Raw genomic sequence first — 18043 nt, forward strand, 5'->3', positions numbered from 1 at the left:
TATGAATACCAAATTTTTATGCCTGCAGTTGAGTATTTTGCTATTTCAAAACCGGACAAAGCACTACGGGTACTGTCCCTTCTTGTTGAATCAACGATAAGCAAGCTGAACGTGCAGAACGTAGCTGAAACTGCTGGAATCAGCCGAGATACAGTTGAGCGCTATCTCGAGCATCTATCCGAATTCTTCCTCGTCAGCGAATGCTCGATGTACAAAACTTCATACTGCCGGACGTAAGTTCGTAAAGTCATGTTTGAGTAAATGTCCTCTCTGCCCCAGTACAGGTCGGTTGAGCAGCTCTACAGTTCAATTAATTACGTCCGGCAGTATCAGAATACCAGTCCGGCTACGTGTCGGAGTGACCGTCGAGGCCGTCACGGGAGCGCACACTCGACGAGGACGGCGAAGTGGTCGGAGGGGTATCTGGCGCGGGCATCGAGGTCGGTACGAACGCCGAAGCGCTCGACGCCGACGGATTCGGGGAGGAACACGTGGTCGATGCGCTTCTCGGGACGGGCTCCCTCGAAATGGTTGAACGTCGTTTCGGGGCCGTGCGGCGCCTCGGCGCGCGTCCGCGCGTCAGCCAGACCGGCGTCGGTCAGCGTCTCGTACGGCGTGTCCTCGGGCGTGCAGTTGAAATCCCCCGCGAGGAGGGTGGGAATCGAGCGGTCGGCGATTCGGTCTGCGAGCAGTTCGGCGCTTCGTTCCCGTGCCGCCTCGCTCACGTGATCGAAATGCGTGCTGATGACCGCGAACTGCTCGTCGGATTCGGCATCGTGGAACGTCGCCTCGGTCGTCACACGCGGGATAGCGCTGTCCCAGTCGATGGCGGTCAGGTCGTCGGGCGTCTCCGAAAGCGAGAACGCCGAGTGCTCGAGCACGTCGAACCGCTCCGGCCGGTAGCCGATGGGTGTGTGCTCGCCGTCGAACGCACGGATGCAGGCCCACTCGTAGGCCGGTAGCCGCTCGCGGAAGTCGTCGAGTTGGCCTTGCCAGACCTCCTGCAAGCAGATGATGTCGGGGTCGTGGAAGGCGATGACGCTTGCGACGCCGTCGCGCCGCTCCGGCCAGACGTCCGTGCCGGTATCCAGCTCGGCGTATCGAACGTTGTACGACAACAAGCGGACTGTCATGGTGTTTCGGAAGCCGTCACACGCCGTGCTACGGGGTGTGTCATCTTAACACAGTTGGTGGCGGTCACTCGTCCCACCGTGCGAGCGCGGCGTGTTCGTCGGCTACCGCCTCGACATCGGACAACGACTGCGTGCCGTCCCCGGTCACGATGCCGTCGACCAATGTTGGTGGCACGGGTTCGAACGTCGGATTGAGCACGGTGAGCGGCGCGTCGCCCTCGTACACTGCTCCGCGCGGCCCGGACGGCAGTTCGGCCTCGGTGTGGTGGGCGATCTTGTCCCGCGAGCAGACGACGTAGCAGTCGGCGTCCGCATCGGCTGCCGCAAGCGCCGCGAGCCGGGAGCCGACCTTGTTGAGAACGGTACCGTCGGCAAGCACCGAATCGGCGCCGAGAAGCACCGTCTCGGGATCGTGCTCGGCGATGACGTGACCGAGCGCCGCATCGACGAGAAGCGAGACGTCCAGGCCCTCTCGGGCCAGCGTTTCGGCGACGGACACGCCCTCGCGGTCGGGGCGGGATTCGGCGACAAAGACGGCGTCGGGGGCGGCCTCGAGCAGCGTATCGACGGCCGTCCCGGAACGGGAGAGCGTGAGAACGCGGTTACCGACGACGCCGGCTGCCGCACTCGCCGCGCGGCCGTCGGCCTCGACCGCGCGCACGCAGGCGTCGCTGGCGTGGTCACGAACTGACTCCGGCGTGGGCGCTGCGTCCGCCATCACGCGGTTGATGCGGTTCGTGACGACGCTCATTCCCGGACGCGCCGCCCGGAGGTCACGGGCCAGCGTGGCGAGCGTTCCGTACCCGCCCGAGTCGTGGGCGATGGCGGCCGCGCGGTCGCGGAGCACCTCCAGAGCGCGAAGCGAGATGTACGCAGATCCGTGGGTCGTATCCTCCCGCACCGTCTCGACGGATGGGGCGACCGCCTGGTAGGCGTCCCAGAGCCGCGGCACCGTCTCGCGGTCGAGCATCGAGGGGGGCTGTACCCACTCGTACGCCGAAAGCTCCTCGTTGAGCGTCACGGCCGTCGACTCACAGTCGAAGAGATACGGATGGACGAGCCACTCGGTGTCGCGCTCGGGGTCTTCGACCGCCAGCGGCGGCGCCGACCGGACGTAATCGACCGTATCGAGCAGGCCAACCTCCCCGGCGATCTCCCAGCGAGCGGCCTCCTGGGGCGTCCCCTCGGCGTAGCCGGAGACGCCGCCCCACTGGTCGCGGTCGGTGCCGACGGCTTCGCTGCGCCGAACCAGGAGGACGTCCGTTCCGTGCCGAAGGAAGCAGGTGACGACGGCGTGTTCGTCCATGCAATGCGATTGGGCCGAAAGGCGTTATAGTTCCAGGCGTTCGTATGGGCGCGTATGGACATCGCACTTGTGAGTGATACGCACGTTAAATCCCGCGCCGCCGCGCTGCCGGAGTGGGTCAAAGAGGCGATTCGGGCCGCCGACCACGTACTCCACGCCGGCGATTTCGACTCCCGGCCGGCCTACGAGGAGATCGCAGGCCTCGCCGACGAGCTCACCGCCGTCACCGGGAATATGGACAGGGCACTGGAGCTCCCGCTCGTGGCGACCGCAGATCTCGGCGGCATCCGATTCGTCGTCACCCACGGCACGGGGCCGGACGAGGGCTACGAGGCGCGCGTCGCCGAAACGGTCGCCGAACACGCCGATGGGCCGACCGTCGGCGTCTCGGGGCACACCCACCAGGTACTCGATACGCGCGTCGACGGCTACCGGCTGCTCAATCCCGGCAGCGCGACGGGAGCGTGGCCGGCCCAGGAGGCGAGCCTCATGCACGCCGAGGTGGACGGCGGCGACCTCGAAATCGACGTCCGGCGCGGGTAGGCCGGTATCTCCGGTACCGCGGCCCTTTTTATCCGCTCATACCCACTCCGAGGTATGGAAGCGTCTCCGGTTGAAGGGCTCCCCGAAATCCGCGACGGCGACGACCTCGCCGCCGCCATCGGAGAGCGGGTCGACTTCGAGGACGGCGACATCTGCTGTATCGCGAGCACCGTCGTCTCGAAGGCCGAGGGCCGCAAGGCCGATCTCGCGGCGTTCGAAGCCAGCGACCGCGCCGAAGCCATCGCCAAGCGCCTCGAGGCCATCACCGGCGAGTCGAAAGACCCCCGGTTCGCCGCGGCCGTCCTCGAAGAAAGCGAGGAGTTGCTCACGGAAGCGCCGTTTCTCCTGACGGCCACCCGGTTCGGCCACGTCACGGTCAACGCGGGCATCGACCGCTCGAACGTGCCCGACGCCGACCTCCTGTTGTTGCCCGAGAACCCGAGCGAATCGGCAAAGCGACTTTCGGAGGCGCTCGGTGTCCCCGTCATCGTCACAGATACGAGCGGTCGGCCCTTCCGCTACGGTCAGCGCGGCGTCGCTATCGGCTGGCACGGCCTGCCGGCCGCCCGCGATTGGCGCGGCGAACACGACCGTGATGGCCGCGAACTCGACGTGACCGTCCAGGCCGTCGTCGACGAACTCGCCGCGACCGCGAACCTCGTCGCCGGAGAGGGCGGGGGTGGCACGCCCGCCGTCGTCATCCGCGGATGGTCGTTCGGCGACCACGCCGGCAGCGACGATCTCTTTCGCACCGAGGCGGACGACCTCGTCCGACAGGCGCTCCGCGAATGGGAGGTTTCAGAATGATAGGCATCGAACTCACCCCCGAAGAGCCGGTCAGTCGCATCGCCTCGCTTGGCGAACACGCCGAAGCCAACGGTTTCGACACGATCTTCGCCTCCTGTCACTACAACAACCGCGACCCCTTCGTCGCCTTAGACCGCATCGCACGCACCACCGACTCGGTTCGGCTCGGCCCCGGCGTGGCCAACCCCTACGAGACGCATCCGGTGACGCTTGCGTCCCGCGTCGCGACGCTGGATGAGGCCTCCGACGGCCGCGCCGTCTTCGGTATCGGTGCCGGAGACAAATCCACGCTGTCGAATCTCGGCTTCGACCACGACCGACCGCTCCGGCGCGTCCTGGAGACGTTCAAGGTCGCAAACGACCTCTTTGCGGGCGAGCGCGTCGACCACGACGGCACCTTCGTCGCGAAAGACGCCGGCCTCAACTACGACGAGGCGGTCGGCGACATCCCGACCTACGTCGGCGCACAGGGGCCCCACATGATTCGAATGGCCGCGAAACACGCCGATGGCGTCCTTCTGAATGGCTCACACCCCCGCGATTTCGAGTGGGCCGCAGCGCAGGTCGAGCAGGGCCTGGCCGACCGGCCGGACGAGCGCGGCGACTTCGATTTCGCCGCCTACGCCGCCCTCTCGATTGCGGAGGAAGCGGAGGCGGCCCGTGCGGCCGCTCGGCCACCGGTGGCTTTCATCGCCGCCGGAGCCGCACCGCCGGTGCTTGACCGTCACGACCTCAATGTCTCACGAGCCGAAACAATCGGCGAACACATCGCTGCGGGTGCGTTCGACGAGGCGTTCGGCACCGTGAGCGAGGAGATGATAGACGCGTTCTGTATCGCCGGCACGCCGTCGACGGTCGAAAAGCGGGTGGCTGCCGTGTTGGAGTACGCGGATAGTTTCGTTGCTGGGGCGCCGCTCGGGCCGGATCTGGAGACGGCTATCGAGCTTGCTGGGGCGGTGTTGGCGAACTCGGCAGCGCACGCTTGATGAGCGAGACGACGGCCCCGAGCGAGAGAATGCCGAAGACGCCCGCTGCGAAGGTGACGAGGATGGCGCCGGTGATGAGCATCGCGGCGACGAGGGGGTCAGTCATCGCGACGTCGGCGAACCGTTCGACGAGGCCAACCGTGTTCTCCACCAGCCCGGTCTGAATATCGACTGCCATACCACACGGTTCGGCGCCTCCTACTTGTGTGTGTCCGTCTGTCGCGGAGTATAAGCCGCCGGAACCCCCACTGTGGGTATGCGCGACCGCTCGCTCGATGAGTTCCTCAACGGTGATGAGGGTGACTCGACCGCCGACGAGGAGGTGGCGCCGGATGCGGGTGCTACGGAGGACGGTGGCGTCGCGGAGGATGGCGTTGAGGCCGATGATGTCGAAGATGCCGAGGCCGACGCAGACGCGGCAGCGGCAGATTCGGTCGAGCCGGCAGTGTCGACACACGAGTGGACACCCACCGGCGCGGAGTGTGACGCGTGCGGAGCCGTCGTCGAGCGCCGCTGGCGTGACGACGGCGAACGTGTCTGTGAGAGTTGCAAAGTGTGGTAACAGGGGGCGTGGCCCGTCCGCCGTGTTGTGGAATACATTACCACGGTGACTTGTTACGATGGCGTGACTTTCGGAACCCTTATCCGTACGACCCGTCTCTCTATAATTGTAATGGCGAACGGTAAGGTTGACTTCTTCAACGACACAGGCGGTTACGGATTTATCGAGACTGATGACGCGGACGAAGACGTGTTCTTCCACATGGAGGACGTCGGCGGCCCCGACCTAGAGGAAGGTCAGGAAGTCGAATTCGATATCGAAGAGGCAGACAAAGGTCCCCGAGCGACGAACCTGACGCGCCTCTAAATCCGGAAGACACGTCGCCTTTCGGCGACTGAACTAACTTCTTTCAACGAACTACACCCGACAGCGGCAGCGTTGCGTGTGGTGGACGGAACGATAGCAACAGTTAGCGCTGGGTGTCGCCGGCTACGTAGAACACCTCCGGTCAGCATTCAGATTTCAGACGGACACTACCCGGAAAGCGTATCGGGTCGGTCATCCCCGGGCGAAGCGTCAGCGGAAAGAATATGTCTTTAGAATAGAAATGGGCTAATAAGTCATGATTACTCTTGGCGACGAAGACGACCTCCTGAAAGACATCGAGGGGGGCGTCGAAATCGCCATCAATCGGTTGGGATACGACAGGGATGCAGTCGACCCGATCAAGTTCAATAAGCTTGCGTATCTCGCCATCCACGAGTTTGACCTGCCGATCACCTACGGCTGGTACAATACGGTCCAGCCCCGGTGAACACCGCTAACCAGTCCGTCGACGTTCGGCCGACACATCCGGACGATATCGTGGCGGCTGACAAACCGAGGTTGATGGACATCAATCTCGACAACAGGAGTCCAGAAGAGTACTCGTATTTCTTCACAAACGATCTTGAGGAGTTCGACCGAATCCCGGAGTCCCCGACCAACGAATATCTGATCGGGTTTTATTTCGAGCACGCCCCCGACCGATTTCGGGATCTCTACATCGCAAGCATTGAGCTCCAACAGGTAATCGACGACATTGAAAGCGACCCGTCCTGGCATGAGGAGGGTACCGAATATATCGATCTCCTTCGGACGCGGTTCCCCCCGCGTTATCAGCGAAGTCCAGGCCACGCCGGTACTCGAGGAATCGGTCTCAGCCATCGAAGCGTACGGGACGCTTCTGACAAAAATCGTCGAGACAGCGGTCGAACTGCCGGAGCTCTCTGAGGCCCACCAGCGCTTCCTCGGACGGGTCGTCGGATTCTTTTACGGCGGTGCGTGGAACTACGTCGCGCTCTTGGTGTCCCGGGAGACCGTCGACCTCTCCCCCGGGGAAAACCAAGATCGGCTCCGGAACAGCATCGACGAGGAGATCCGTCAACTCAGAACCGAATACGAGCGGGAGCTGAACAGGCTAACCGAACGCGCCGAACAGTTCGAGTTGCTCTCTGAGCCCCTTGATTTCGACGAGCCACGGGAGTGGACGACAGGTGGGTCGGACGACGAGGAGACGTTCGACACCGAAGAGACCGCTTCGCTGAGCGATATCCGCGGGAAGCTGGAGTGACCTTACCGTCCCTGGTAGATGCGAGAACACGAACTCTCCTCGGACGAAACCGTCGCCATCTTCCACCAGGACGCCGCTGAGAACCTCTTCGAGAGCCTCGAAAAAGAAGACGAACCTCCAGCGGCAGTTCCTCTCGCGGCTCCAAGACGCCCTGGAGAGTACTACGCCACAGACGTTCGTCGAAAAGCCATTCACGGGCGTCGACAACGTGATGCAGTTCCGCGCTGGCGACGTGATGCGTGGGTACTGTGTGTTCACCGACGAGCTGCCGGGCTACAGTGTCTTTTATTTCCTTGCGGTGACCGACCACGACTACGACGCTTACCCGGTGGCGAAGTACGACCGGAAAGCCGGTACCGTCCTCGCTGAACTCCGTGCCTCTCCGACGAACCTGCCGTCGAGGAGTATCTCGACGCACATGACGCGCTCAACGCCCAGAACGTGGCGACGCTACTCGACGAACTCTGAACACCGACCGTTTTCTGCGTCGGGGGCACTCCTTAAAAAACGTCGACAAAAAGGCCGACCGCTCCGTTCGGCGCGGATGCTAGTCCTCTACCGCCTCTTCGACGATCTCGATCTCCTCCTCGGTCAGCTCGTGCGGTTCTGGTGGATCGCTCACAGAACCTCCTGAAGGATGTCCTTCAACCGCGTCTCAACCTCCGAGGCCTGCAGGATACGAATCGAGCGCTGTTCGTCTAGCGAAGCGGTCTCCTTTCCGTCGATATCCTGCACGACGAGAAGCCCGTTCCACCCGGATCCGAAGTATTCGGTGTCCGCCTCGAAGACGAAATCGTTCTCGTGCCTGAGGAAAGCAAGGTATTCGAGCGTCTCCTTGATGCCCGTCCGAATCGTCTCCGGGCGCGTCGAGTTCTTCACCTCAGTGATGAGATACTCGTGGCTGTCTTCGCCGTTGATTTCGAGGACGATTACGTCGGGTCGGCCCGACCTTCGGTGGAAATTTTCGTTTTTGAAATACGAGGCCAGAGTCTCGTGGGCCTCACGTTGAACCATCTCTGTCCGCGAGAGTTCCCCACGTAGCTTACCAAATTCCTCGGAACGGAACGACAGATCTCGGTCACGCCCGGAGTTGTCGTGATACAACACGATTTCGGTGTCGTCGTCCACCATCCGAGCGACTTCCTGCGAATCCGTCGCGATGGTCGACAGCGTGAACGATTCCTGGCGGAGTGATTCAATGGCCGCGACGTATCGAAAGAGCACGTACAGTTCCAACAGCGTCTCGTCGTCGTCCGGGGTGATGGCCGTCCGTTCGAGCAGATCAGCCACCGCTTCCGGGTTCGCATCGAGCGTCTCACGATACGACCGAAGGAATGCAGCGGCCTCGGTGTAGACTGGATTTCGAGATTCCTCGGCGCGCTGGAGCATGCGCTCAGTTGGTTCGTAACTCTCGGGATCTCGGATTCGCTTGACGTGGACGTTACGCTCGAAGATGCGTTGCAGCGTCTCCACGAGTTCAAGGTTCTCCTTCCAGCGGTCGGTGACCCACTCGTAGTCGGCCCGAAGATACTGTTCGCAGTCCTCAAGCGTCCGATATATGACTGCAAGCAGGCGCTTGAGGACGATGTTCTCCGCGATATCGTAGTTCTCGGAGCGGTCATCACAGACGAACAGCGATCGGTCTTTCGGGTTCGTCGAATACCGCTTTCGAACCGTCGCCGACCAGCTGATACGTCCGCTTACGTGGCCACGAGATGTTTTGCGGACACTCTCAGTCTGTGTTTTCACGCTCCGGAGTCGCTGTGGGAGCGATTCGACGAAATCGACGACGTCGGGTTTGAGAATGAAGTGGAGACGAACGAGCGTCTCGTAATCGTCGAAGCGTTCGTCCAGTCCTGCTGGTTTTATTTCCTGTGCGACGTGCTGTTCGGGGAACGTCCCGTGCATCACGTAGGTCAGGATATCCTCCGAAAGCCCGGCGACGAGTTCGTCCCTATTCATCGACCCGAACGCCGAGGACGTCTCCCGCGAGCCTGTCGAGGCGCCGCCTGTCGACGGCATCCGAGGCCGCGATTCGTGAGACGATACGCCCGCGATTCGGAACCCCCTCCAACTGTGGGAAGACGTAGTTCGAGACCGCCTGTGTGAGTGCCATCCGCTGATTCACATCGTTCGCGGTTACGTGTTTGAGGATGTCTTTGATGATCGCAGGGCCGATCTTCCGTCCGTCGTCGAACGCATTGACGGAAAACCAGAGGGCGCCGATGTTCCGGAGCGTCTCCTCCTCGGGGGCGAGATCCCACGCGTCCGCATACGACCGAACCAGTTCGACCTGTTCGTCGGTATCTTCGGGGATGTCCGGCGCCGCCACGTGAACGAACGCGAAGCGGCGCATAAACGCGTAGGACAACTCGTAGAGCGATGTCTTGTCATAACTGTTCATCGTCGCCAGAATCCGCCACGAGGAAGGGACGACGTACTGATGATCCTGCAGAAGGCCCTCGAAGGTCGATGCCGGACGGATCTCGATTTCCTCGCCGTTGCGCTTGTAGGGGAGTTGAACGGGTTGGCCTGAAAGGAGTGTGAACAACTGGCCGAAGGATTTGTCGATGTCGGCCCGGTTTATTTCGTCGATGACGAGCAGTTCGTTCCGCTGGGTGCCGCCGCGTTTGAACCGGCGGAGAACCTGTCCCGGTTCAAACGCGAGGTTCTCCCCATCGGATTCCTCGGGCATGTAGCCGCCGACCGTCTCGAAGGTCGACCAGTCGGCCGTCGCAGTCGTGATCTGGTAGCCTGTATACGTCTCCGGGTTCACGTCGGCCAGATGTTCACAGAGCATTTGAGCGATTTCCGTCTTCCCGGTTCCCGGTGGCCCGGTGAAGACGACGTGTTTGCCTGCGTTCAGCGCCGAGTTGACCTGTTCGAGAATTTCCCGGCCTTGCTCGTCGGGGAAATAGAGACCATCGAGAACGGATTCCGGGACATCGATTTCGGGGACTCGGGTCAAGTCAAGCGGTTCGTCCGCTGTTGGTTCGGAATCGTCTGTGAATGTTTCCTCGGCGTCCTCATCGTAAACGAAGTTCTCGACGGAGCCGTATCGTCCCCGAATCCCGCCGACACCCATGTCGTTGAGCGGGCGGAATCCCATGACGTAGTTGATGTCATCGCCGGAGAGGTCGTGAACCTCATCTGAATCAATGTTCGTCTCAACCGGGGCTTCGAGATATATGATGCAGACCCACGGAGCACCTTCCTCGTGGTTCGGCCAGAGTTCACGTCCAAGCATCTCGTTTCGCTCGGTTCCGAGAACTCTCGCGCCGTATTCGTAGCATCCGTCCCGATAAAAAAGCAGGAAGTCACCCTCCTCGACTTTGTTCCAACTGCCCGAAACGCTGTCCTTGGTTCCCCACACACTGGTTGGATCAGTATCCGGATAGTCATCGGAGTGATCAGCAACGACGTCTTCATCAACACCATCGAGAACGGTACGCTGAAAATTCTCCTGTGCCGCGTCGTTGCCGTAAGGAGCGAGAAAGACCTTCGGCCCGTCGTATACCATCGTTCGTCTGTGTCCTGTCGTCGGAATAAAGCTAGGTGCTGTGTGGCGGCAATTTATCAACCAACACGCCGCCACCTCGCAGCGATGCTGGCACACGAACATCCCGATGCTCGCTGCCCCCACTGTGCGTCGAGGCTTCGATACGGCCTGAAGCGAGAGGGAAGCGGCTGGAAGATTCAGTACCTCTGTCCGCCCTCGGATGGCTGTGGTTGTGAATTCTCAGTCGGCCGAATCGATCACGAATCGGTCGACAGCGAGGACGAAGCCTACCGACGGGCCGAACGACTCGGCGAAACCCTCTACTGACACGCCGTGCCCCTCCCCAAGTCCTTACGTTGCTGCACCCCTTGTGCCAGATAATGGCAACCTCGTCTCGACCACAAAGCGTATGCGAAACTCCGATTCGTTTTCAATGAGCCCTCCATGACCGATACGACAGACACGCACGCGGCCACTGCGGAACTGGGATCAGGAGACATCGAGACGGCCGGTCGAACCGCCCGAAACGTTATCGAGAACATCCAGCGCGTCATCGTCGGCAACGACGAACCGATAGAGCATCTCGTAACGGCCCTCCTCGGCGGCGGTCACGTCCTCCTCGAGGACGTCCCGGGCGTCGGGAAGACGATGCTCGCCCGCGCCGTCGCCGAATCCTTCGACTGTTCGTTCAAACGCGTGCAGTTCACGCCCGACCTGTTGCCGGCCGATATCACCGGCGCGAACGTGTACAACCAGAAGACGAGCGAATTCGAGTTCCGCGAGGGGCCGGTGTTCGCGAACGTCGTGCTGGGCGACGAGATCAACCGCGCGCCCCCGAAGACCCAGGCCGCGCTGCTGGAAGCGATGGAGGAAAAACAGGTCAGCGTCGACGGGACGACGCACCCGATGCCCGACCCCTTCGTCGTCATCGCGACGCAGAACTCCATCGAACGGGAGCGTACCTACGAGCTGCCGGCGGCCGAACTCGACCGATTCATGCTGAAGCTTCGGCTCGGCTATCCCGACGAACACGATGAGGCCCGAGTCATCGACCGTGCGGTCGGTGGCCACGCGATCGACGACATCGGGGCGGTCGCAACCGTCGACGACCTTCGGGACGCACGAGAGACGACCGCCGACATCGAAGTGCGGGAGCCGGTTCGAGAGTACGTGACCCGCCTGGCGAGCTACACCCGAGAACACGCCCAGTTGGGCGCCAGTCCTCGCGGCTCCATCACCCTCGTTCGCGCCGCCCAGGGGCGTGCCGTGCTCGAATCGCGCCCGTACGTCATCCCCGACGACATCCAGGCCGCGGCGCCGGTCGTCTTTCCCCATCGGATGCGAACCGACCCCGGCGAGCCGGACGCCGAGGCGGTCGTCATGGAAGCCATCGAGAACGTCCCCGTCGAGGAGTAATCCGGCGCGATGAGCCCGAACATTCGCGACCTGCGGCCGACGCGGCGCGGCATCGCAGTGGCCCTAATCGCTGTGCTCGCGTTCGCACTCGGAACGAGCGCCGGCGCACGCTCGCTGAACGCGGTCGTCGTTCCCGCCGTCGTCGCCCTCGCCGCAGGCGCAATCCAGTTGGCTCGTGCCGACGACCCGACCATCGACCGCTCGAAACCCGAGCCGGGGTTCCCCGGTGAGACGCGGACGCTGACAGTCGACATCGACTCTACCGTCCCGTGTACGGCGACCGAACGACTGGCTGATGGGCTCTCAGCCGTCGGCGAACCGCCAACGGAGGCGGTCGGCCATGGCGGACGCTTCAGCTACGACGTGGAGTTCGAGCGCCGCGGCGGCCACGACATCGAACCCACGAGCTGTCGGCTGACCGATTCGCTCGGGCTCTTTCGCACCGAGCTCGACGCGGTCGAGGCGACGACTGCGCTCGTCTATCCGGACATCTACGAGGTCGACGGCGCGGAGCTTTCGGCGCTCATCAGACGCGCGCTCGGCGATGACCGCTCGTCGTTCGACCGACTCCGGGAGTTCGCCCCCGGCGACACGATGCGGGATATCGACTGGCGGGCAAGCGCAAAGCGCCCCCGAGAGGAGTTCGTCGTCGCCGAGTACGAGAGCTACTCCGAGAGCACGCATCTCGATATCGTCGGCGAGTCGACGCTCGGGAGCGCGGATGCAGTCGCCGCGACCGTCGCCAGTATCGCGCTACATCTACACGACGTGGGCGCTTCGGTGACCGTCCACGTTCCTGAAGGGTCGTGCATCTCCCGACCAGGTGAGGTCGGCTCACTGTTACGACTGCTCGCCCTGACCGGCGACGGGTGGGTGAACGACGAGGAGCGGGCCGGTGCCAACGTGTACGTCCTCGGTGAAGGCGGAACCGCGACGGTCACGTTCGCCGACCACGAACTGGAGTTCGAGAACGTGGCTGGCGCCCAGCGCAGCCACGAGGTGGTTTCGTGAGCGTTTCGACGGCGCGCGACCGGGCCGTCGAGGCAGTCGAGGGGCTCCGGCCGGCCCGCATCGTCGCTCTGGCCGGCGTCCTCACCGTCCTTGGGGCGTTCCTCGCCGTACTCCACGAAATCCTCGTCATCACCGGCGACCCGACGCAGCTGTACTACGTCGTGGTCGCCGCGGCGGTCGCCGGCACCGTCCTCGCGAGGCTCATCAGCCAACACACAGCCGTCATCCTCGGCGCCATCGCCGTCGTCGGTGGGACGTATCTGTATATCCAGTCGCTTCCCGGCGGCTTCGGCTTCCTCGTGTTGTTGGTGCCGATGCTCGGCGACGCCATCGCGCTGCTTTCGGGACTGTCGGTGTTGCGCATCGTCAATGCCGACGTCTGGGCGCTCGCCATCGCACCAGGGCCGGTGTTTCTGGCGTGGTATCTCGGGCTGCGCGGCAAGTACGCCGCCGCGAGCGCGGTAGGTGGGAGTGCGCTCGGCTTCATGGTGCTCACGGGAGACGCGACGACGACCATGACGCTCGCTGGTGTGCTCGGTGTGACGCTTGCGCTCGCGTTCGGCGACTGTGACCGCCGCGAGGAGCCGCTTCGGAACGCCGACGGCATCATCGTCGTCCTCGCGACGATGGTCGTGTTGACCCTCTTTGTCGGCGTCGTTCCCGGCGCGGCGGGGTCGTTCATCTCGACGGAAGGCGTCGGCAGCCAGGAGTCGACCATCGAGTCGAGCCTCGTCTACGCCGGCGATAGCGTCGCGGTGACCGGCCCGGTGAAGCTGTCGCCGGACGTGCGCTACACCGTCGAAGCCGACGAGGAATCCTACTGGCGTGTCGGGACGTACGACCGCTACACCGGCGGCGGCTGGGTGCGGAGCGGCGAGCTTCGCACGTACCAGGGCCAGCTTCCGGGGCCGCCGGGCGACAGCCGTGAGCTGGATCAGACATACACGGCAGAAGCCACTATCGCGACGCTGCCGGCGGCCAACAAGCCGACGAGTATCGACGATGTCCCCGTTCCCGTTCAGGTGACGGATGCGGGCGCGTTCCAGCCCGCCAGCCCGCTCCAGTCCGGCGAATCCTACAGCGTCGAAAGCCGGAAACTCTCCGCCACGCCGAGTGACCTCCGGAACGCCGGCACCAGCTACCCCGACGGCGTCGAGTCTCGTTACACGCAACTGCCGGAAAGCTCCCCAGAGCGGGTCGAGGAGCGCACCACGCGGCTCACGGCGAACGCCGAGAATCCGTATGACTCCGCCCGTGTGATCGAGCAGTGGCTCCAGAACAACTACGAATACTCCCTGGATGTCGAGCGCCCACGTGGCAACATCGCCGACCAGTTCCTCTTCGAGATGGACGCCGGCTACTGTACGTACTTCGCGACGACGATGGTGACGATGCTGCGGACACAGGACATCCCGGCCCGCTTCGTCGTCGGATACACGCCGGGCCAACAGGTCGACACGAACGAGTGGGTCGTCCGCGGCTACAACTCCCACGCCTGGGTCGAAGTGTACTTCCCCGAACAGGGCTGGGTGAAGTTCGACCCGACGCCCGCGGCGCCACGGGAGTCCGCGGAGCGTCAACGGCTCGATTCGGCCCGCGATTCCCAGAACAGTGGCGTCGATACGGACGACTCCCTCAATTCGAGCATCGACCAGGGGACGCCGGAGCCGACCGATGAGGGGCAGAACGGCACGAACGGCGGCCCCACCGAGACGAACGGCACGGACAGTACGCCACCGAGTGGCCAGACAGGGCCGAGCGGGTCGGACGGGGATGGGTTCTCCCTGCCGACGATTCCGGTGCCGACGCCCGAACAGCTCGGCTTCGGAGTGATTATCATCGCTGGCCTCATCGCCGGCGCGAGACGGACGGGCGCAAGCGGTCGGCTGTACCGCGAGCTGTGGCTTCGCCGCCTCCCCGACGGCGACCCCGAGGTGGTCGTAGCGGGCGCGTATCACCGACTCATCCATCTCGAAGAACGCGGCGGGCGGACGAAACGGCCGGGTGAGACACAGAGGCAGTTCCTCGCCGACGCCGACGGGCGAGCGAAACGGATCGGTGACCTCTACGAACAGGCCCGGTACGGCGACGGTGTCGACGAGGCGGCTGCCGCCGAGGCGGCCGGCCTGCTCGCCGAGCTCCTCGACGAGCGCTCTCGGCTCCCCCATCGGGTGTGAAAGTACGATAGGGGCACCCGATAGTGTTTAATATAGCCGTCGTGTAGGGCGGGATGTAATGTCGGAAGTCTGCTCGACGTGCGGTCTCCCTGAGGAACTCTGCGTCTGTGAGGACGTGGCGAAGGAGTCCCAGGAGATCAACATCCGCATCGACGAGCGCCGATACGGTAAGGAGGTAACGGTCATCGAAGGATTCGACCCACGCGATGTCGACCTCGACTCGCTATCGTCGGATCTGAAATCGAAATTCGCCTGCGGTGGCACCGTCGAAGACGGCGCCATCGAGTTACAAGGAAATCACCTCGGGCGTATCGAGGATTTCCTTCAGGAGAAGGGATTCAACGTTGCCTAACACCCGCTGACCGCGCGTCGAGCCACGCTTTTCCGAACGAGCGACCCGCCCAGCGACAGCGCCGTTCAGAACGGTGCGTCGGGGCCTTCGTCACCGCCGGCTTCAGCCACGCTTTCCTCGGCTTCGAGGGCGTGCGGCCACTCATCGATACCGGTTTCGAGTGAGTCGACGCGCCCGGAGAACCCCTCGTAAGAGTCGATGAGTCGGGCAGCCTGGACGCTCGCCTTCCCGTGCGGACAGGCCGTCACGACGCGGTCGGCGTCGACGAACTCCTCGATTCGGCCGGTCAGCTCCTGAAATGGGATGTTCTCGCTGTTCGGGATATGGCCGCGGCGGAACGCCGGCGGCGACCTGATATCGACGATACGAACGTCCGCGTCGGCATCGAGAAGCTCTTTCAGTTCCGCAGCTGAAATCTCGCCGTCCATACCCGTCCCTAGGTGACAAGCGGCATAAACGGCGCGGCTCCGGCCCTCATACGGATTGTTGTACCAAATTATCGGCGAGCGGCCGGATGGCTCGGCGTTCGCCGGGAACCGACTACAACAATCCGTATCACAGCAGGCCGTCTTCGGCCGCGAGAAGCAGCCCCTCGATTGTGGCGTCGTTCGCCGGCCCCGTCCGGGCCGATTCGAGGGCGTCGTCGACCGGCACCGTCAGCACGTCGAGGAACTCGCTACCGTCGAGTTTGCGCTGACCGCGCGAGAAGCCCTCGGCCCAGACGATGCCACGCCGGTGGCGCAACACGCCGGTCGAACACCAGAAATCCTCCAGCAACTCGATGGAGTCGGCGGTGATGCCGACCTCCTCTTCGAGTTCGCGGGCGCCCGATTCGGCGTAGCTCTCGCCGGGCTCGACGATGCCGGCCGGCAGTTCATAACAGAACTCCCGGATCGTAGGCCGGAACTGCTCGACCATCACGACCGACCGTTCCTCGCCGGGAAGGCCGAGCGCCTGTGGATCATCGACGACGGCGACGATGACGACAGCTGCCGGCAGTTCAGCCCAGTAGTAGCGCTTCTCGCGGCCGTCCGGCAGTTCGACGAGGTCGTAGCCGCCGGTGTACCAGCCGGTTTCGTATTCGGTAACCGACTTGACAACCCGCCAGTCGTGGTCGGTGGGACTGCGACCCTCCATCAGGCACCCCCGTCGACGCGGATGATTTCGAGGCGGTACCGCTGACCCGAGTAGCGGACGTACGCGACATCGCCGTCTGGTGTGTCACCGCTCCGCTCGACGCTGGATGCGTTCCGCCCTTCGAACTCGCTGTACTCGTCGAACGGCGTGTGTGTGAACGCCTCCTTGAACCCGACCGGGCCGGTGTAGTACGCCTCCGAGCGGGCCGGTCTCTCACCCGCCTGGGCGGCCGACAGCGCGCCGAACGTGTATGGGAACCGCCGCTCCGAGAGCGTCGTGACGTTGACGGACGGCCCGTCCTCTTCGACCGCCGTCGCCTCGACCGCGTACGCGTCGCCGACCTCCAGATAGCTCGGGAGTGCGCCCAAAGCGAGCATGACGACGAGCACGCCGAGAATGACGAGCAGGACGTTCCGCGTTATCGGTCGCATAGCCTCTCCCGGTAGATGCGGTTGAACGCCATCCGGCGCGTGGTGGCGACGGCGGCGTCGGGTTCGTTCTGGAACGTCGCCGCGACGGCCGTCTCCGCGAAGGGGGTGGCGTGCCACGCCACGCGGTCGACGTTGTCGCTGCCCGCGACGCGAACGTCGTGAGGGTAGGCGTCACGCCACTCGTCGAACTCCTCTGCATCCCCGACTGTGACCGACAGCTGTTCGGCAAAAAGGGCCTGTCGGGCCGTCTCGATGACGTCGGCGGTCACGCGCTCGTCGTACTCCTCCCGTTCGAATTCCATCGCCTTCGCGACTTCGCGAACGACGGTCTGTGCCGTCGGCCCGAGCGCCTCGTAGCGCTCGTGGGCGGCCACCCACGACTCGGGTGAAAACGTCCCCTCGGTGTGCATACCCCATGTACGCACTGGGGCCTGTTACTCGTTTTTATCCGATTCGGCGTCTTCCTCCGCCTCGCCCCCGGCGTCCGCCTCCCCATTCGCGTCTTCCTCGTCGAGCATCTCTTTGGTCATCTCGCGTGCCTCCTCCAGAATCGCCTCCGTCTCCTCGTCTGTCGGGCCGGAGCTGTCGAGGGGCGCGGTCTGATGGTCGTGTGAATGCGTGTGATCGTGGCCTGCGTGACTATGCTCGTCGTCGAACAGCGCGCCCGAACGCTCCGACGGGGATTCCGACGACTCATCCAGGCCGCCGACGGTGTCCTCGAACACCTGCGGGAACTCCGTCTCCTCGACGGATTCGGTGACGACCGCCGCGAGGTCGGCCTCGCCCATCTCGTTCCAGTCGGGGGCGTGCTCGTCGAGCCACGCCTCGTGGTCGTCGTCACCGAGCATCGCGGTGAACGCGAGGTGGTTCGCGAGGTGGCCCGCATCGGCTTGCGGGTCGTCACAGACGGGGCAGGCGTATCCCATATCCGCGCTGGGCGCGCCAGCGCCAAAACGGCTGTGTCTGACATCGCTCGCTGCGCACATTCCACTCGCGGCTCACGGCTCGCTACGCTCGCCGTTCGCTCTCCCGAGGCCTGAACTCGCTCGCTGCGCTCATCACCACTCGCGGCTCACGGCTCGCTACGCTCACCGTTCGCTCTCCCGAGGCCTGAACTCGCTCGCTGCGCTC

General features: G+C 63.7%; 24 protein-coding genes. 14 read left to right on the forward strand and 10 right to left on the reverse strand.

The features are described from left to right. On the forward strand, positions 1–237 hold a 237-nt coding region (locus ACI8UR_RS09660; protein ID WP_415087807.1), incomplete at its 5' end, for a DUF4143 domain-containing protein. A gap of 137 nt (positions 238–374) precedes the next feature. Here ACI8UR_RS09660 and ACI8UR_RS09665 read toward each other — a convergent pair. Both ACI8UR_RS09665 and ACI8UR_RS09670 read right to left on the reverse strand, forming a co-directional pair. Next, entirely contained in the window at positions 375–1133 is a 759-nt protein-coding gene (locus ACI8UR_RS09665) for an endonuclease/exonuclease/phosphatase family protein (RefSeq protein WP_411715498.1), read from the reverse strand. 64 nt (positions 1134–1197) lie between these two features. After that, positions 1198–2439 carry an NUDIX domain-containing protein gene (locus ACI8UR_RS09670; RefSeq protein ID WP_411715497.1) on the reverse strand — a complete coding sequence of 414 codons (1242 nt, stop codon included), beginning with the start codon at positions 2437–2439 and terminating at the stop codon, positions 1198–1200. A gap of 54 nt (positions 2440–2493) precedes the next feature. Here ACI8UR_RS09670 and ACI8UR_RS09675 point away from each other — a divergent pair, with 54 nt between their 5' ends. Genes ACI8UR_RS09675 through ACI8UR_RS09685 form a run of 3 tightly spaced genes read left to right on the forward strand, consistent with a single transcriptional unit; the run spans position 2494 to position 4775 of the window. After that, positions 2494–2982 (forward strand): metallophosphoesterase family protein, encoded by a 489-nt coding sequence (locus ACI8UR_RS09675; protein WP_415087808.1) that lies wholly within the window; start codon positions 2494–2496, stop codon positions 2980–2982. 54 nt (positions 2983–3036) lie between these two features. Continuing rightward, entirely contained in the window at positions 3037–3789 is a 753-nt protein-coding gene (locus tag ACI8UR_RS09680; RefSeq protein ID WP_411714843.1) for a coenzyme F420-0:L-glutamate ligase, read from the forward strand. Then, positions 3786–4775, forward strand: coding sequence for a 5,10-methylenetetrahydromethanopterin reductase (locus ACI8UR_RS09685; RefSeq protein WP_411714842.1), 990 nt, complete (start codon positions 3786–3788; stop codon positions 4773–4775). Before ACI8UR_RS09680 ends, ACI8UR_RS09685 begins: the two co-directional genes overlap by 4 nt. On the opposite strand, the gene ACI8UR_RS09690 is transcribed toward ACI8UR_RS09685, so the two are convergent. Then, positions 4726–4953, reverse strand: a complete 228-nt coding sequence (locus ACI8UR_RS09690; RefSeq protein WP_411714841.1) for a hypothetical protein — start codon at positions 4951–4953, stop codon at positions 4726–4728. The two genes, ACI8UR_RS09685 and ACI8UR_RS09690, sit on opposite strands and share 50 nt — an antisense overlap. Positions 4954–5031: 78 nt before the next feature. Between ACI8UR_RS09690 and ACI8UR_RS09695 the strand changes: the two genes are divergently transcribed. The 5 genes from ACI8UR_RS09695 (at position 5032) to ACI8UR_RS09715 (ending at position 7523) form a co-directional block, all read left to right on the forward strand. Then, positions 5032–5337: a hypothetical protein gene (locus ACI8UR_RS09695; RefSeq protein ID WP_411714840.1), complete on the forward strand. Its 306-nt coding sequence runs from the start codon at positions 5032–5034 to the stop codon at positions 5335–5337. A gap of 111 nt (positions 5338–5448) precedes the next feature. Further along, positions 5449–5643 (forward strand): cold-shock protein, encoded by a 195-nt coding sequence (locus tag ACI8UR_RS09700; RefSeq protein WP_411714839.1) that lies wholly within the window; start codon positions 5449–5451, stop codon positions 5641–5643. Between the two features lie 256 nt (positions 5644–5899). Then, a complete protein-coding gene (locus ACI8UR_RS09705; RefSeq protein WP_411714838.1) occupies positions 5900–6091 on the forward strand; it encodes a hypothetical protein in 192 nt (63 codons plus the stop codon). A 288-nt stretch (positions 6092–6379) separates the two neighbouring features. Further along, on the forward strand, positions 6380–6889 hold the full coding sequence (locus ACI8UR_RS09710) for a hypothetical protein (protein WP_411714837.1): 510 nt from the start codon (positions 6380–6382) through the stop codon (positions 6887–6889). Positions 6890–7139: 250 nt separating this feature from the next. After that, positions 7140–7523: a hypothetical protein gene (locus tag ACI8UR_RS09715; RefSeq protein ID WP_415087810.1), complete on the forward strand. Its 384-nt coding sequence runs from the start codon at positions 7140–7142 to the stop codon at positions 7521–7523. Here the strand turns inward: ACI8UR_RS09715 and ACI8UR_RS09720 are convergent. Together ACI8UR_RS09720 and ACI8UR_RS09725 are read right to left on the reverse strand one after the other, a co-directional pair. Continuing rightward, positions 7508–8851 (reverse strand): hypothetical protein, encoded by a 1344-nt coding sequence (locus ACI8UR_RS09720; protein ID WP_411714835.1) that lies wholly within the window; start codon positions 8849–8851, stop codon positions 7508–7510. The genes ACI8UR_RS09715 and ACI8UR_RS09720 overlap by 16 nt on opposite strands. Continuing rightward, positions 8844–10409, reverse strand: a complete 1566-nt coding sequence (locus tag ACI8UR_RS09725; protein ID WP_411714834.1) for an AAA family ATPase — start codon at positions 10407–10409, stop codon at positions 8844–8846. The genes ACI8UR_RS09720 and ACI8UR_RS09725 overlap by 8 nt, the downstream gene beginning before the upstream one ends. A gap of 84 nt (positions 10410–10493) precedes the next feature. Between ACI8UR_RS09725 and ACI8UR_RS09730 the strand changes: the two genes are divergently transcribed. The 5 genes from ACI8UR_RS09730 (at position 10494) to yciH (ending at position 15344) form a co-directional block, all read left to right on the forward strand. Next, positions 10494–10715 carry a hypothetical protein gene (locus ACI8UR_RS09730; RefSeq protein ID WP_411714833.1) on the forward strand — a complete coding sequence of 74 codons (222 nt, stop codon included), beginning with the start codon at positions 10494–10496 and terminating at the stop codon, positions 10713–10715. 117 nt (positions 10716–10832) lie between these two features. Then, on the forward strand, positions 10833–11804 hold the full coding sequence (locus tag ACI8UR_RS09735) for an AAA family ATPase (RefSeq protein ID WP_411714832.1): 972 nt from the start codon (positions 10833–10835) through the stop codon (positions 11802–11804). 9 nt (positions 11805–11813) lie between these two features. Then, complete coding sequence (locus ACI8UR_RS09740; RefSeq protein ID WP_411714831.1) at positions 11814–12815, forward strand: DUF58 domain-containing protein; 1002 nt, start codon at positions 11814–11816, stop codon at positions 12813–12815. Continuing rightward, on the forward strand, positions 12812–14992 hold the full coding sequence (locus tag ACI8UR_RS09745; RefSeq protein WP_411714830.1) for a DUF3488 and DUF4129 domain-containing transglutaminase family protein: 2181 nt from the start codon (positions 12812–12814) through the stop codon (positions 14990–14992). The genes ACI8UR_RS09740 and ACI8UR_RS09745 overlap by 4 nt, the downstream gene beginning before the upstream one ends. A 58-nt stretch (positions 14993–15050) precedes the next feature. Beyond that, a complete protein-coding gene (gene yciH / locus ACI8UR_RS09750) occupies positions 15051–15344 on the forward strand; it encodes a stress response translation initiation inhibitor YciH (RefSeq protein WP_411714829.1) in 294 nt (97 codons plus the stop codon). A gap of 65 nt (positions 15345–15409) precedes the next feature. On the opposite strand, the gene ACI8UR_RS09755 is transcribed toward yciH, so the two are convergent. The 5 genes from ACI8UR_RS09755 to ACI8UR_RS09775 all read right to left on the reverse strand — a co-directional run bounded on the left by ACI8UR_RS09755 (position 15410) and on the right by ACI8UR_RS09775 (position 17838). Then, entirely contained in the window at positions 15410–15772 is a 363-nt protein-coding gene (locus tag ACI8UR_RS09755) for a rhodanese-like domain-containing protein (protein WP_411714828.1), read from the reverse strand. Positions 15773–15899: 127 nt separating this feature from the next. Then, a complete protein-coding gene (locus tag ACI8UR_RS09760) occupies positions 15900–16481 on the reverse strand; it encodes an NUDIX hydrolase (RefSeq protein WP_411714827.1) in 582 nt (193 codons plus the stop codon). After that, positions 16481–16912, reverse strand: coding sequence for a hypothetical protein (locus tag ACI8UR_RS09765; RefSeq protein ID WP_411714826.1), 432 nt, complete (start codon positions 16910–16912; stop codon positions 16481–16483). The genes ACI8UR_RS09760 and ACI8UR_RS09765 overlap by 1 nt, the downstream gene beginning before the upstream one ends. Next, positions 16900–17322: a DUF5809 family protein gene (locus ACI8UR_RS09770; RefSeq protein ID WP_411714825.1), complete on the reverse strand. Its 423-nt coding sequence runs from the start codon at positions 17320–17322 to the stop codon at positions 16900–16902. Before ACI8UR_RS09770 ends, ACI8UR_RS09765 begins: the two co-directional genes overlap by 13 nt. 24 nt (positions 17323–17346) lie before the next feature. Continuing rightward, on the reverse strand, positions 17347–17838 hold the full coding sequence (locus ACI8UR_RS09775) for a DUF5810 domain-containing protein (RefSeq protein WP_411714824.1): 492 nt from the start codon (positions 17836–17838) through the stop codon (positions 17347–17349). Between the last annotated feature and the right edge of the window lie 205 nt (positions 17839–18043).

Source organism: Natronomonas sp. (assembly GCF_047616845.1).
In the GTDB taxonomy this organism is placed as follows: domain Archaea; phylum Halobacteriota; class Halobacteria; order Halobacteriales; family Haloarculaceae; genus Natronomonas.

What these genes read in the sequence shown, in the direction of transcription:
- ACI8UR_RS09665 (WP_411715498.1), bottom strand. Translation starts at nt 1,133, where the DNA reads ATGACAGTCCGCTTGTTGTCGTACAACGTTCGATACGCCGAGCTGGAT.
- ACI8UR_RS09670 (WP_411715497.1), bottom strand. Translation starts at nt 2,439, where the DNA reads ATGGACGAACACGCCGTCGTCACCTGCTTCCTTCGGCACGGAACGGAC.
- ACI8UR_RS09675 (WP_415087808.1), top strand. Translation starts at nt 2,494, where the DNA reads ATGGACATCGCACTTGTGAGTGATACGCACGTTAAATCCCGCGCCGCC.
- ACI8UR_RS09680 (WP_411714843.1), top strand. Translation starts at nt 3,037, where the DNA reads ATGGAAGCGTCTCCGGTTGAAGGGCTCCCCGAAATCCGCGACGGCGAC.
- ACI8UR_RS09685 (WP_411714842.1), top strand. Translation starts at nt 3,786, where the DNA reads ATGATAGGCATCGAACTCACCCCCGAAGAGCCGGTCAGTCGCATCGCC.
- ACI8UR_RS09690 (WP_411714841.1), bottom strand. Translation starts at nt 4,953, where the DNA reads ATGGCAGTCGATATTCAGACCGGGCTGGTGGAGAACACGGTTGGCCTC.
- ACI8UR_RS09695 (WP_411714840.1), top strand. Translation starts at nt 5,032, where the DNA reads ATGCGCGACCGCTCGCTCGATGAGTTCCTCAACGGTGATGAGGGTGAC.
- ACI8UR_RS09700 (WP_411714839.1), top strand. Translation starts at nt 5,449, where the DNA reads ATGGCGAACGGTAAGGTTGACTTCTTCAACGACACAGGCGGTTACGGA.
- ACI8UR_RS09705 (WP_411714838.1), top strand. Translation starts at nt 5,900, where the DNA reads ATGATTACTCTTGGCGACGAAGACGACCTCCTGAAAGACATCGAGGGG.
- ACI8UR_RS09710 (WP_411714837.1), top strand. Translation starts at nt 6,380, where the DNA reads ATGAGGAGGGTACCGAATATATCGATCTCCTTCGGACGCGGTTCCCCC.
- ACI8UR_RS09720 (WP_411714835.1), bottom strand. Translation starts at nt 8,851, where the DNA reads ATGAATAGGGACGAACTCGTCGCCGGGCTTTCGGAGGATATCCTGACC.
- ACI8UR_RS09725 (WP_411714834.1), bottom strand. Translation starts at nt 10,409, where the DNA reads ATGGTATACGACGGGCCGAAGGTCTTTCTCGCTCCTTACGGCAACGAC.
- ACI8UR_RS09730 (WP_411714833.1), top strand. Translation starts at nt 10,494, where the DNA reads ATGCTGGCACACGAACATCCCGATGCTCGCTGCCCCCACTGTGCGTCG.
- ACI8UR_RS09735 (WP_411714832.1), top strand. Translation starts at nt 10,833, where the DNA reads ATGACCGATACGACAGACACGCACGCGGCCACTGCGGAACTGGGATCA.
- ACI8UR_RS09740 (WP_411714831.1), top strand. Translation starts at nt 11,814, where the DNA reads ATGAGCCCGAACATTCGCGACCTGCGGCCGACGCGGCGCGGCATCGCA.
- yciH (WP_411714829.1), top strand. Translation starts at nt 15,051, where the DNA reads ATGTCGGAAGTCTGCTCGACGTGCGGTCTCCCTGAGGAACTCTGCGTC.
- ACI8UR_RS09755 (WP_411714828.1), bottom strand. Translation starts at nt 15,772, where the DNA reads ATGGACGGCGAGATTTCAGCTGCGGAACTGAAAGAGCTTCTCGATGCC.
- ACI8UR_RS09760 (WP_411714827.1), bottom strand. Translation starts at nt 16,481, where the DNA reads ATGGAGGGTCGCAGTCCCACCGACCACGACTGGCGGGTTGTCAAGTCG.
- ACI8UR_RS09765 (WP_411714826.1), bottom strand. Translation starts at nt 16,912, where the DNA reads ATGCGACCGATAACGCGGAACGTCCTGCTCGTCATTCTCGGCGTGCTC.
- ACI8UR_RS09770 (WP_411714825.1), bottom strand. Translation starts at nt 17,322, where the DNA reads ATGCACACCGAGGGGACGTTTTCACCCGAGTCGTGGGTGGCCGCCCAC.
- ACI8UR_RS09775 (WP_411714824.1), bottom strand. Translation starts at nt 17,838, where the DNA reads ATGGGATACGCCTGCCCCGTCTGTGACGACCCGCAAGCCGATGCGGGC.